We start from the raw sequence: 13,644 nt of genomic DNA, 5'->3' as shown, positions 1-13,644 counted from the left end.
ACAGAGCAACGCTATCGCGGGGCCGTCGTGATGATGCAGGTGCTACATAGGAGCGTAGTGTTGCCGCACCCATGTGTTGCCGGGAAGAATACCACCGCATGAGTATGAGATCAGTTTGGGAACCACCTACTGTTCCAATGTCAGACCTGGCACCTACCCAACACTCCACCTTCCTGCCTTTGTGCTCTGCTTGAAAGGGGCACAGACAGCCCTGTGCCCCACATGTACTTCATCAGCGTGATGTTAATGGGATATAGGTACGCACCGGTGTAAGCGTACTGGTAGCCGTCGTCTCCAGAACTGTATCACCAATATTACCGGCACGATCAATGAGGCGAACGTAGATATAGAAGGTCTGCTCAGGTGCACTGGTCGTAACCATCGTGACCCCAGGTGCATTCGCCATACTCCAGGACGGCACGGTAAATTGGCCATCGTTGAAATCAACCTTCGTTGCAATCCAGCGCAGCGTAGATGCAGTAGCCGGATTAGAGACTGCGTTCGGACTTACGGCAATCAAGACACCTAAGATACCGTTGGTCTCAGTCACTGTTGCCGTAGAGAGATCAAAGGTGAAATCCTGAAGAATATCGCCTAACGGTGAATCGGTTGCCGTAATGGTCTCACTTCCGCTGAGCGTCATCTGCGGTGGAGTACGGTCAAGGCGGATTGTCCTGATAACGGTTTGCGAATTCCCCAGCCGGTCGTACACTCGTACCACCACCGGGTAATCACCATCCGGCGATGGTGGTGAGAAGGTAGTACCAGGTAAAGGAACGATAGCATTCAGCGTACCTTCGACATCAAGATCGCTTGTGACAGCCAACTCAGCCGTGCTGGCAGCCACTCTGACCCGTGAAACCTGTGAACAATCACCACCATCGCTAACCGATAGCCAGACCTGCATCGTCGGTGTACTACCGGGGTCGAGATCGCGCACCGAGTAGTTGGAAGCATACCAGCTCGCCGTATCGTACAACAGCGGATTGGCAACCTGAACAGTCGCTACAAGATTGGTGTCAATGATTACGCTTGCCTTGCGCTCCATTGTCTCCACAACAGGCGCAGTTCCATTTCGCCGCAACTGCGTGTACAACGTGCGTGGCGTACAATCGTTGACATTCAGGAAAGCTGTAGGAATAGGCACGGTCAATTCGGTGGTAGCAGTGGCATTAGATGCCAATGGTACCCAACCACCAGAGTCGTTTTCGGTATCGGTAGGTGGCGCACCCCACCGCCAGCGTACACTCACATCTTGCGGCGTAGACCCAAGGCCGGGGAAAGTCACCTTAATCGAGGTACGACCATCACCGCCAACCCGTGCAGCGCCGCCTTCGATCAAGGGATCGGAGCCAAATGGCGAACCAGGAGCTTTGAAGAGGGCATAACGGAGAAACGGTGTCTCACCGTTAAACAATTCATGGGCTACATGCATGTAGAAGCCACTGCCTGAACTGTTAACGCCCCAGGCATTGAACAGGGGGCCAGACGTCGCCGACTCTATCGGGCCGAGGAATGTCCCGTTGGCGAACCGGAACGCATAGTTAAGCCGATTCTGGCTCCGGCTCCCTGGAGTACGAATCCACGAGATGTGTAAGTTGCCATACGGATCGATACTTACCGAAACCTGACCATCTCCCTTATCACCGGTCAGGCGTGATCGGGGCCACACCTGATTGTCAAAAAAGTTACTGATGTCTTTTTCAGCGTAGAATACACCGCTATCTGCGTGGCGATAACCGACATAGATTTTGCCATTATAGATGGCAACGCTACTATCAGCGTAGTGGTTATTATCACCGAGATTGACATCCACCGGTACGCTGAAGCCATTGCCCTGCCACAATGAAACCATCACGTGCAGCGGACGTGGTGCGTCGCGCGTAAAGGTCAGCGCGACTTCGCCGTTGGTGCCTGAAGCTAACTGCACGACGGCGCGATACGCCTTCATCCCAAAAGCACGCGCCACGGGCGCCCATGAGGAACCACCGTTGTCAGAATACGAGTAGTAGATAGAGGCATCATCACCGGTAAAGTCATCGCGCCAGACAGCGATAATGCGCCCATTCTGGGGACCGCCATTCACCACGGTAAGCGCAGGTCGCACCGGAAAAGCAAGGTTGCGAGTTATCTCGAAGATTGCGCCCCAATTTCCGGCGGTATCGCGCTTGCGAAACCGCATAATCTTTGCTGCCTGATCGATCCAGAGCGTTAGGACCTCGCCGGAGGGTGAGGTTGCGATGGCACTGTTGATGTATTCGGGAGATGTGCGGGATGTGGTTGTGGTACCTAACGTAAAGGGACTTGGAAATGCCGTGCCGGTCTCCGTCTTTGTCCAGACCCGAGCTTTGCCATCGGAAGCTTCGCTCGATTCCGCAATCCCTATCAAATGCACTTGATCATTGAAAGTTGCCGCTTGGGGCAGCTTGAGGTTTGCACTGTTAGGCAAAACGGTCTCAACCAGTAATTGTAGCGGAGCTTGAGCTGCCGTCGGGATGGCAGATGGCAGCGTACTAATGAGCAAGGTCAGAAGTGCGGATAGCACAAACACGGTGCGGAAGAGTATCTTCATGGATCTGCTCCTCGGAGTTCACTCACGGGCTGACGATGAAATCATCGAACAGGATGCCACCAATGGCACGGGTGTAGACCCCAACTTGCCCTGCCGGTAACGGTTGGGCATCGTTGGCTTGCATCAGCAGCTTGCCATCGAGACGGGCGGTCAGGGTGTTCCCGCGCACCTCCAGCTCGATCACGTGCCACTGGCGCGGGGCAAAGCCCGGCCCCTCCACCGTTGCCAGCGGCGTCACTACCCCATCCACCACCTTTTCTAGCGCGTATTTCGGCGTTGCCTCGTACTCGCGCTTCAGCAGGCGTAGGACATAATAGCTCGCCTCGTAGCCAACCTCACCCTGATAGCGAGCGACCACCCCGGCAATCCCGTTAAACTCATCGTAGAAACTCACCCGCACGACACCATCGGTGAACGTGGTGGGCGCCAGCAGCGTGACCTGGGCGAGCGAGCTGTTGCGCAATTCACCGGCAAAATCCTGGCGCAAGCGGCCATTGTCGATGACCCAGTTGGCACGGTCTTCAGGTAAGACGAAATCAAGCTCGACGGACTGCCAGACGGTCAGGCTGTCGGCAGTAGCGAAATCGGCCACGAACTGCGGACCGGTGGCCAGGCTGGCGGGGACGGTCGGGTTGGGGCCGATGGTGGGGGCTGGTGGTTCGGGCGGATACTGCAAGATTGGCCCTCCCTCTTCGGCCTGACCGGGACGAAAGGCCAGGAAGAGGGCTACGCCTATTGCCAGTAGCGTAGCCGCCAGCGCAATGGTGGGTACAACACTGGTTCTTCGCGGCATGAAATTCCTCCTTAACAGATGTATAACAACATCGACAGTTATTGACCGAGCATCGGTGCTGGCATTGGCTGAACGTGCAAGGCAGTCTGGTACAGACTAGCCAGATCGTCTGCGATGCACGCTGATGAGAACTGCGGCGCCAATGCTGCTGCCCGTTCGCTATAGGTTTGCCATACACCCGGATCTCGCAGGAGAGACACAATTGCCTCACCAATGGCCGGTCCTGAACGTGGTTCAACAACGAGACCAGCCTGAGCTGCTGCCACATAGGCACTCGCACCGGTCGTGCGCGTAACGACCGGCGGCGTACCAACTGCACAGGCTTCAATTACCACCCGACTAAACGACTCGGCGACCGACGGGACAACCACGACATCTGCACCGGCCAGATAAGTACGGGCTTCGTGGTGCGGGATAGCACCGGTAAAAATCACATCAGTTGCAACCCCTAATTCCAGTGCCCGGCGACGGAGAAATGCACCGTAATCGCCGAAACGTGGTGTTGAGCGATTCGGTCCGACAATGACTACTTGTGGTGAAAGATCGGCAGTGCGGATGGTGGGGATGGCTTCAACCAGGTAGGCAATTCCTTTGAAGGGATGGAGCCGGTTGAGACTGACAATGATGGGGCGGGATGGATCGAGACGATGGCGAGCAACAATAATTTCCCGACTGTGGGCACGAAACGCACTCAGCGGCGTATCGTGCGGCGGAAAGCTATCGGCGGTAATGTTATATGGGATGGCCGTTACCTTAGCCGGTGGTGCACCACGAGCGATGGCCAGCTCCCGAATCTGTGGTGAGTCGGCCCGGATCACTCGTGCGCGCCGAAACACCAGTGGCAACACAGCACGTACTGCCGGAAAGCGCGCATAGCCATAGTCATATTCAGGTTCGGCCATCACATCGGCGCCGGGTAAGGTTACGGCCAGCGGTGGTACCCGTCTACCGGCAAGCAGTGCGGCGAAGCCGAGTGGAAATGCCGTTTCCACGTGACAAAGATCATAAGTTGGATTGGTTGCAAAGAAACGGCGCATCCCAACAATCGCACTTGTCAGATAGGGGTAGAAAAAGAGTGCAGCCAACGCACGATTGGCAAGCTGCGTTGTGAAACGACCACGCGAAGGCAAGCGATGAACAACGATCCCATCTTCTACCGTGCAAGTAGGTTGGGACTGCGCCGGGGCCAGACTGAGGACTTCGGCGGTGATCCCCAACTCGCGCCAGGCATGAATGACCTCAGTATGAATCCGATTGCCCATCGCTGCACTATCGTAGCGCGGTAATATGTAGATGACTCGCATGGTCGATTCCATCCCAGACCTATCCTACCATGACTCAGACGTATGCTTGAGGAAATTTGTTCCGAACCAGCAGATCACGATCGCGACCTTATATCAGGTTTGCGCAGCGTAAACATCACATAGAGGGGATCGCTGCGATCAAACCGCTCTTCGAGCGGATGAACGATCCAGGCCAGCAGCAAATCTTTGAGAATAAAGGTGCGCCAGAAGCGGGTCAGCCTGGTTTCGTGGTAGCGCCAGTTGAGGATCGAGCGACCGAATCCACGCAGCGGACTGATCTGTAAACCTGCCGGCTGAACGTACACACGCTGAATGTCGTCGTCAGTGTAGAAACGGAAGAAGGAACCGGCTTTCCCCTCTTGGACAAAGGCATTACGAGCTACCCGCTTAAAACGGCGAATACCCTCGAAAAAGCCGGTTCGCTCGCTACTCGTGTAGGGAATCGTGATGACCGCAATACCACCAGGCGCCAATACTCTGCCAATTTCACGGCCAACCGCTTCATCATCGGGAATATGCTCGAGCGTCGAGACAGCCGCAATGCGGGATACTGTATCAGATCGGAAAGGCATCGCTGTGGCGCTGGCGACCAGTGGGAAGAAGCGACCATCACCTGGGCGCGCTGTGGCCACTCGTTTGGCCTGTTGCCAGCGTACCCGATCCGGATCGAGTTCGAGGACAACAACATCAACTCCCTCTTTCGCCAGCATATGTGGAAAGGAGGAAGTTCCCGATCCAATATCGACAACCAGATCACCACGACGAACATCGAGTGCTCTGGTGGCCCAAGGATATTCAATTAATCGCCAGAGACTAAAATCGTTAACCGTGCGACGCAGGATACGCCAGCCGTTGAGCGCCACTTCATAGATAATACAGCGGAGCGCACTCAAACGAATCGGTCGTTGTTGTGAACGTTTCATGAACATCACCATTATGCTATTGTTCCGCCTGAATGCGGCATCACAGTATAGCACGAGAACAGCCGACTCTCGATGATGAGCGGTTGACAATTACCTCATTAAAAGAAAAAATATTTATCATCGTTGTTCTTCGATAACGAAAACCAGCGTCACATACTGGCCCTCTAGCGCACTACTATCGGTCAAAAGCCGATCATGCCACGCTGAGAGATATCTTTTTCAGATGTTCAAATGATTGACTATCATGCTACAATCAGACTAATCATGTGCTTTTGAGAAAAACCTGGTGATCATATTTTTTCTGGGCCTGTAGTTTGAAAACCGAACTACATCATTTCTGCGACAAGAGGGGCTGTTATGACTGTCGAGATTACTCGCGAAACGATTGATCGCTACAATCGACCCGGCCCGCGCTACACCAGCTACCCGACCGTTCCCCATTGGAGCAACACGTTTACCGCTGAAGATTATCTGGCTGCACTGCACGATGTTGCAGTCACGAACGACCCGATCAGTGTCTACGTTCACTTGCCCTTTTGTGCTGAACGTTGTGCCTACTGTGGGTGCAATGCCACATCGACACGGCGGCCCGCGGTCGTTGATCAGTATCTTGATCGGATCGAACATGAGCTAGCGATGATTACGGCGCATCTGAGTACTGGGCGCCGAGTTGTGCAGTTGCATTGGGGCGGCGGCACACCCAACTTTTTGAATGAAGCACAGACTCGACGCTTGATGGGATTGTTGAGAGCCGCCTTTACCATTGCTCCCGACGCCGAGGTCGCACTCGAAGTTGATCCGAGGATCGGTAGTCGTGAACAGGTTTTTCTCTTCCGCGAGCTAGGATTCAACCGCATTAGCTTCGGGGTACAGGATATTGCTCAGGAAGTACAGATTGCAATTGGGCGCATTCAGCCTCTCTGGCAGACCGAGAACGTGGTGCGAGCGGCGCGTGACGCCGGATTTAGCAGCATTAACATCGATCTTGTCTACGGCTTACCCTATCAAACCCCGGCCAGCTTTGCTATGACCCTCCAGGCGATGATCGATCTTCACCCTGATCGGATTGCCTGTTTTAGCTATGCCCATCTACCGCAAGCTCGCCCCAATCAGAAACGGGTGGATGCCCGTCAATTGCCGACCGGTTACGATAAGTTTCAACTGTTCCGGCAAGCAATTGAAACCTTAACCGCCGTCGGGTATGAATGGATCGGGATGGATCATTTCGCCCTGGCGAACGATGAGTTGGCGATAGCAGCACGCGAGCGGCGGTTACAGCGCAATTTTATGGGTTATACCGTCTTACCGGCACCCCACCAGATCGGCTTCGGGATGAGTGCAATTGGCGATCTTGCCGGACGGTATGTACAAAACGACTCCGGTCTAGGACGTTACCAGCGTGCCATCGACGAGGGCTGTCTCCCGATTACACGAGGAATGCGGCTCAGCGACGACGATCTTATGCGGCGTCATGCTATTATGCATTTGATGTGCAATCTCGAAGTTCCGTTTGATCTACCACTGCCACCCCACGGTTGGCGCTTGGGTGAGGTTTTTACGGCTGAAATTGAACGAATAGCGGCGTATGCCGATGATCATCTGGTGGTGGTCGAGCCGAACCGCTTACGAGTAACCGACCGCGGTCGCTTCTTCGTCAGAAACCTGGCGATGGAACTTGACCGGTATTTCCAGCAAGCAACAGAACGACCGATCTTCTCGAGCACAGTATAAGGAGGATTACGCATGATAGCGGCCTATGACAGTGTGGTAATCGGAGGCGGCATCAGTGGTTTAGCAGCAGCCTATACCCTTTATAAGCGCGGGTACCGTGTCCTGGTTATCGAGGCCGCCAATCGGGTCGGTGGGGTGATCCATAGCATCACGACGCCGGAAGGTTTTACACTCGATTGCGGGCCGAATACGCTAGGGACGAAAGATGTACGGTTATGGCAAGAACTGGTTGATTTAGGGCTTCGTGAACGGATTACTCTGGCGGAGCGTTGTAGTAAACGTCGTTTCATTTTGATTAAGGGCCGGCCAATCGAGATACCAACCTCACCGATTGGCCTGATCGGCACGTCATTACTCTCGTGGCAGGGCAAAGCGCGTGTCCTGGCGGAGCCATTTGTTAACCTCAAACCAGGCAGTGGTGATGAGAGTGTTGCTGCCTTTTTTGCGCGCCGCATTGGTCCTGAAGCTACGAACCATCTGATCGACCCCTTCGTTGCCGGGGTATACGCCGGTAATCCACAGCACCTCTCGGTTGCAGCCGTCTTTCCATCGTTATGGGAAGCAGCGCAGCGGGGTGGCAGCATCGTGCGGGGCATGCTGAGGAAACCGAAGGATAAAGCTCGCCTGAGCGAACCGAAGATGCGTAGCCGTACCTTTAGTTTTCGTGGCGGGTTGGCGGAATGGCCGCTCGCTCTGGCGCGGGCGTTAGGCGCAGGGAATGTCTGGACTGAGCGGCAAGCAGTTCGCCTACAGCAACGTGGCTCGCTGTGGGAAGTGACCGTTGATGGCGCAAACGGTCTGGAGACGATCAGCAGTCGGAGTGTGATCATTGCTACCCCCGCATACGCTGCGGCCAACCTGATCGAGTCAGTTGATGCACAAGCCGCCGCTGCCCTGCGCGGGATCCCGTATGCGCCAGTTGCAGTCGTCCATCTCGGTTTTCGGCGGTCTCAGCTCAGTCGTGAGTTGTGCGGTTTTGGTGTGTTAGCTCCATCGAGCGAACAGCGACAATTTCTGGGTATCCTCTGGACATCGAGCATCTTCCCGCACGTAGCGCCACCTGATCGAGTGCTCACAACAACTCTGAGTGGTGGTGCAATCCGGCCAGAGCTGGTCGATCAGAGCGAAGAAGCGCTGATTGAGGCGGCCATTCGCGATCATCAGCAACTTCTGGGGATCAACGGTCAACCCATCCTCACGCACGTCACACGCTGGCGTCATGCCATCGCCCAATATACGTTTGGTCACCGTGAACGAATCACAACGTTGGAACGGCTTGAACAGCGTCTCCCGACCTTGCAATTGACCGGCAGCTACCGCGACGGTGTTGGCGTACCGAAGACGTGGGCCAACGGCGTGCAAGCGGCTGAGCGGGTTGCTGCGGCTCTGGCCGAGCAAGGGGATGTAATGGTGAGGAGTGAGGGGAGAGGAGTGAGGAGTGAAGAGTGAGAGATAGGGACATTTGGTGCCTTCACCTTCCCCCAGCCCCCTTCTTCTCCCACATGGGGAGAGGAAGGGGGAGTGCGTCCACGCACCTTCCCCCTAGATCCCGTCCGCTCTCACCAGAGAGGATCGCGCCCTGCGGCTAGAGCCCACGCACGACCAGGGGCACGTACACGACGTCGTTTGGCTGAAGCATAAGCAATAAGGTCAGTGGCTCCATCTCAGTACCGAATAATCCTGTCACGCCAAAGTAGTCAACGAGAAAATCGTCCCATTGACTATTACTCGTGAACTGGAACATCCGGTCGGCCATATACGTTCGGTACCCGCTCCCACCTGACCAGAATGGGTAGTAGAGACTCACCCCGTAGGCCTGGTCGAGATTGATCGCACTACCAGCATACTGACCACTTGCTCGCCTTGAAAGGACCACCAACTGCGTGCGCACCTTATCCATCAACTCCTGAGCGGCAGTACTGATAGACACGTTGGGGAGCGACCGTACCAGACTCGCCCAGTGGTAGAGGTCGATATACTCATCCTGTGGGTCGTTTACATAGGCGGGTGAGCGCGAATCGAACGTTTGCACCTGCTGACGGATGTTTTTCAGCGGCGTTTGCACGCTGGCTATTTCATTTTTGAGCAGGATGACAAGCTGATCGAGGGCCTGACGCACCGATTCGACCTGTCCCAGATCGAGCACCGCGATCGTGCGTGGCTTATCGGTAAGTTGAGGATGGTTGAAATAGCGTTCGGCGATCTGCGTCGCCAGGGTGCGCGGGGTACTCTCGGCACTCACACTGGCAATCACCTCGTCTAGGCCGGACAGCATCGTGGCGTCCTGGATGCTCACCTGCGCTGCGTAATCGCGGTAGGCAAAGACCGACCAGGCCAAGTACTGTGAAGCAATCAGATAATGGGCGTAGTCGCGTATCTCATACGCATGCTCGAACAGGGCCATCGAGCAGGAATCGTAATGAACAATATCAATCTTGCGCTGCCCATTGTTCGTTGCTTCGCGTAAAGCTAACCGGATTTCCTCGGCGTCAAGAACATCATCCCTATCGTTCCAATCCGGCCCGATGCCGACCAGGCCATTGCCGTGTCCGGCCAGGGCCAGGTAGGAATATTGGGCCGGGTAGCGCTCCCGCGCCCACTGAACAAACGCCTGAAGGGTTTGCGGGTTGCCCATATTAAGCTCACCCAGCGGCTCGCGCTGTACCCCTGTTGCCCCAAATACCAGGCGCTGCGTGTCACCGTTTCGGGGACCATCGACCACGGCCACGATAAGAACATTGGGGTTCGCTGCTGCTCGTTCGAGGGCCTGAAGCGCACGTTCTACGTAGCGATAAAGGTCATTATCACCGTTGAGGTAGAGCATAAAGAGGAAGTGCGAACAATCGGCAGTGGTGGCGGTTAGCTCTTCGCTCATTGCCGACTCGCCAACGGTGTTGTAGGCGCTAACCCGATAGCGATAGCTCTGACCGCAGGTCAGACCGGTATCGGTGTAGGTAGTGATATTCGCGCCCAGAGTGGCAATGCGAGTGCCGTTGCGATAGAGGTGGAAGCCGGTTTCGTTCACCGCATTGTCCTGCCAGGTGAGGGTGATGCTGGTGGTGGTGCGCCCGGTTTGGCGCAGGTTGGTGGGGGTTTGGGGTAGCGCGGGTGTGGCCGTCGGCGTAGGCGTGGCTGTCGGGGATGGAGTTGCTGTTGGGATGGCCGTGGCCGTCGGCGTGGGGATGGCCGTCGGGTTGGCTTGTCCCGCACCACCCGACTCTGGTGTAGGTGGTGCTACTGTAGGAGGTAGTTCTATTGTTGGCGTAGGAGTAGCAGCAACTCTCGTCCACTCCAGCGCCAGCGTCGCCACGCCCTGCTGATCCCAGTGCTCAAGCAGCAGCTTGTGATAGCCCGCCGACAGTTCAACAGTGACCTCGCGGGTGGGCGACTGCGGCTGCCAGGACTCGACCACCAGCCGGTCATCGACCCAGAAACGCACGCCATCGTCGGCGCGGATGGTGAAGCGGTAGCGTCCGGCAGTCGGGAAGTTCACGTAGCGCATCCAGCGGCTGGTGAAATGGTTGGCGGGGATGTTCGCCGCCGGTTGGCTGGCCCACGACCGGTTCAGAAACAGGTCGGAAACGTTTTCAACGTGCAACACCGGCCCGGCGAGCCAGTCGTTGGCGAAGAACTCGCCGCGCCAGGCATTTGGGTAGTCTGTTCCGAACACCTGGATGCGGTAGTTGTAGTAATCTGCCACGTAGACTGTGCCGTCGGGCGCGACGGCCACGTCGGAAGGATTGCTGAACTGCCCGTCGCCGCTGCCATACGACCCCCACTTGTCGAGAATAGTTCCGTCGGTGTGGAAGCGCAGAATTTGGTGGTTTCCACCAGTCACATAGACCGTACCGTCGGGTGCAACTGCTATGCCAGCAGCTCTCATCCACCAGTTGCTTAAGAGGTTTCCATTGGCATCGAAACGCTGGATGCGATCATCGTCTGCCACATAGACCGTGCCGTCAGGCGCCACCGCCACCTCGGAGGGTTTGTTGAACTGACGATTGCCGCTGCTATACTCACCCCATGCATTGAGAAAAGTGCCAGTTGCTGTGAAGCGCTGAATGCGGTGGTTCAAGCTATCTGCTACATAGACCGTACCGTCGGAAGCCACTGCAACGTCAGAGGGATAACTGAACTGACTTTCGCTCTGACCGCGTGATCCCCATCCACTAAGGAAAGTTCCATCGGCACTGAAACGCTGGATGCGGTGATTGCCCCAATCCGCCACGTACACCGTACCGTCAGGTGCCACTGCCACGCCAGACGGAAAAGAGAACTGCCCGTTGCCACTGCCGGAATGCCCCCACGCGCCGAGGAAGGTTCCGTCGGCGCTGAAGCGCTGGATGCGGTTACTATTCGCCACGTAAACTGTACCGTCAGGTGCCACTGCCACGTCAGAAAGAGATCCGAACTTCCCGTCGCTACTGTCTGGCGCTCCCCACTTGCCGAGGAAAGTTCCGGTAGCGCTGAATTGCTGGATGCGGCGGTTGTCGCTATCTGCGACGTAGACCGTACCGTTGGATGCAACCGCCATACCGGAAGGTTTGTTAAACTGCCCGTCGCCACTGCCAGAAGCCCCCCACGTACCCAGAAAGGCTCCGGTAGCGCTGAAGTGCAGGATGCGGTTATTCCAGGAATCCGCGGCGTAGACCGTGCCGTCGGAGGCTACTGCCACCTCGTTACTGCCATATGCCATCCATGTAGTGAGGAAGGTTCCGCTGGCGCTGAAGCGCTGGATGCGGTGGTTGCCGCTATCCGCGACGTAGATGGTGCCATCGGACGCCACAGCTATACCGGACGGCGAAGAGAGCTGCCCGTTGCCACTGCCCGACACTCCCCATGTACCGAGGAAGGTTCCGTCGGCACTGAAACGCTGGATGCGGTGGTTGCCCGTATCCGCCACGTAGACCGTGCCGTCCGGCGCTACCGCCACATCGCCGGGAGAGCTGAACTGCCCGTCATTGTAACCCTGCGCCCCCCACGCGCCGAGGAAGGTTCCGCTGGCGCTGAAACGCTGGATGCGGTGGTTGCCGGTATCCGCCACGTAGACCGTGCCGTCCGGTGCCACCGCCACGCTGCGAGGATTGTAGAACTGCCCGTCACTATAGCCATACACTCCCCACCCGCCGAGGAACTCGCCGGTGGCGCTGAAGCGGTGGATGCGATGGCTGTCCTGATCCGCCACATAGACAGTGCCGTCGGGCGCCACGGCCACGTCGGAAGGAATGTTGAATTGCCCCACGGTCGCATGGGCGCCGATGGCGAACTGGAAGACGCGGTAGGGCTGCGTCTGCTGTGTCGTGACACCGCCAGCAGGTGCGGCGGCAGCGATACCATTATCAGCGCTCGATCTTGAGGTGATTCCTGAGTTACCCAGTCCCAACCCGACTACTGACACGATGATGGCGAGAGTGATCATGAAACGATACCTCGACTGCACTGCGATCCTCCGTTGAATTCTGAACTGATGCGAGTCGAACGGGAAATGTAATCCACACGTTTCAATTTGCTATTACCAACTATCTTGCGCCGATTCTTTATCGGTTCTCTATATAGAGACGTGCCAGCAGAGTAAATTTGGCAGTGGGTAAAACATGTCTAACAACCGCAATCGACGTGGGCTTGAACATACTCAGCATTCATAGCTCCCCTTCAACGCTCGTTGTGGGGAGAAGCGGTGAAACTCTAAGTGAGAATGTGTTCAATTGATTGTTTAAATGCCCTATCTAGTATATCCGGTATGTTACCAGGACCGAATTACCTGGATGTATCGGTTTGGAGATTATAGCCGTTTCTGTATTTATCAAGGCGAGGGATCACCCCTCGTTAGCACACTGGCGTGGTGTGTAGCACCCTGCGCCCGTGGGGTTTTGAGCGTTTTCAGCGCTCGTGCGGGAAATGGTGCTCCCCGTACCCTCCCTCGGCCCCCGTCCGCTCCCTCACGGGGGGAAGGTACCCTGCCGGTTGGTATAGGTGATGATGTTCACCCGCCGAGGCGTGAGCGCGAGGCGCAGCAGCGCTTCGCCTCGTCAGCGCGAGCGATCATTTCCAACTGTTCACGTCAGGATGCGGGGCAGCGTTTTTCGGCTTGACAGAGATGGATGGCTGGAATACGTGAACCAACTATGCTGGTAACGAAAAATCCGTTACTGGCAAGATTTTTGCGTGCTATACCGGTGATTCGGCTATGCTTTCAAATTCGATCTCTACTTTGCTATTCTCATTGATTGCTGTTTAAAATATTTTATGGTGTATCTTTCGAGTTGCTTCTGATCCGAATTCATGATTAAATAAAAATACATTACATTTAGACAATACTGA

At 56.0% G+C, this 13,644-nt stretch carries 7 protein-coding genes; 2 read left to right on the top strand and 5 right to left on the bottom strand.

Annotation, left to right across the window (positions count from 1 at the left end; translation table 11 throughout):
• Positions 1 to 232: 232 nt before the first annotated feature.
• From JE47_RS0103090 to JE47_RS0103075, 4 genes are all read right to left on the bottom strand, one after another.
• Positions 233 to 2,572 (bottom strand): sialidase family protein, encoded by a 2,340-nt coding sequence (locus tag JE47_RS0103090; protein ID WP_031458344.1) that lies wholly within the window; start codon positions 2,570 to 2,572, stop codon positions 233 to 235.
• Positions 2,573 to 2,594: 22 nt separating this feature from the next.
• Entirely contained in the window at positions 2,595 to 3,365 is a 771-nt protein-coding gene (locus tag JE47_RS0103085; RefSeq protein ID WP_031458343.1) for a hypothetical protein, read from the bottom strand.
• 38 nt (positions 3,366 to 3,403) lie between these two features.
• Positions 3,404 to 4,669 (bottom strand): glycosyltransferase family 4 protein, encoded by a 1,266-nt coding sequence (locus JE47_RS0103080; protein WP_035418906.1) that lies wholly within the window; start codon positions 4,667 to 4,669, stop codon positions 3,404 to 3,406.
• A gap of 74 nt (positions 4,670 to 4,743) precedes the next feature.
• Positions 4,744 to 5,592, bottom strand: coding sequence for a class I SAM-dependent methyltransferase (locus JE47_RS0103075; protein WP_152555987.1), 849 nt, complete (start codon positions 5,590 to 5,592; stop codon positions 4,744 to 4,746).
• A gap of 357 nt (positions 5,593 to 5,949) precedes the next feature.
• Between JE47_RS0103075 and hemN the strand changes: the two genes are divergently transcribed.
• Together hemN and hemG are read left to right on the top strand one after the other, a co-directional pair.
• Entirely contained in the window at positions 5,950 to 7,323 is a 1,374-nt protein-coding gene (hemN, locus tag JE47_RS0103070) for an oxygen-independent coproporphyrinogen III oxidase (protein ID WP_031458340.1), read from the top strand.
• Between the two features lie 12 nt (positions 7,324 to 7,335).
• Positions 7,336 to 8,772 carry a protoporphyrinogen oxidase gene (gene hemG, locus JE47_RS0103065; RefSeq protein WP_031458339.1) on the top strand — a complete coding sequence of 479 codons (1,437 nt, stop codon included), beginning with the start codon at positions 7,336 to 7,338 and terminating at the stop codon, positions 8,770 to 8,772.
• Between the two features lie 136 nt (positions 8,773 to 8,908).
• Here the strand turns inward: hemG and JE47_RS21520 are convergent, their stop codons facing one another.
• Positions 8,909 to 12,742: a clostripain-related cysteine peptidase gene (locus JE47_RS21520; protein ID WP_051871060.1), complete on the bottom strand. Its 3,834-nt coding sequence runs from the start codon at positions 12,740 to 12,742 to the stop codon at positions 8,909 to 8,911.
• Positions 12,743 to 13,644 lie beyond the last annotated feature (902 nt).

It is taken from the genome of Chloroflexus sp. MS-G (assembly GCF_000735195.1).
Classification (GTDB): Bacteria; Chloroflexota; Chloroflexia; order Chloroflexales; family Chloroflexaceae; genus Chloroflexus.
This window is presented reverse-complemented; position numbering and strand designations above follow the sequence as displayed.

What these genes read in the sequence shown, in the direction of transcription:
- JE47_RS0103090 (WP_031458344.1), bottom strand. Translation starts at nt 2,572, where the DNA reads ATGAAGATACTCTTCCGCACCGTGTTTGTGCTATCCGCACTTCTGACC.
- JE47_RS0103085 (WP_031458343.1), bottom strand. Translation starts at nt 3,365, where the DNA reads ATGCCGCGAAGAACCAGTGTTGTACCCACCATTGCGCTGGCGGCTACG.
- JE47_RS0103080 (WP_035418906.1), bottom strand. Translation starts at nt 4,669, where the DNA reads ATGCGAGTCATCTACATATTACCGCGCTACGATAGTGCAGCGATGGGC.
- JE47_RS0103075 (WP_152555987.1), bottom strand. Translation starts at nt 5,592, where the DNA reads ATGAAACGTTCACAACAACGACCGATTCGTTTGAGTGCGCTCCGCTGT.
- hemN (WP_031458340.1), top strand. Translation starts at nt 5,950, where the DNA reads ATGACTGTCGAGATTACTCGCGAAACGATTGATCGCTACAATCGACCC.
- hemG (WP_031458339.1), top strand. Translation starts at nt 7,336, where the DNA reads ATGATAGCGGCCTATGACAGTGTGGTAATCGGAGGCGGCATCAGTGGT.
- JE47_RS21520 (WP_051871060.1), bottom strand. Translation starts at nt 12,742, where the DNA reads ATGATCACTCTCGCCATCATCGTGTCAGTAGTCGGGTTGGGACTGGGT.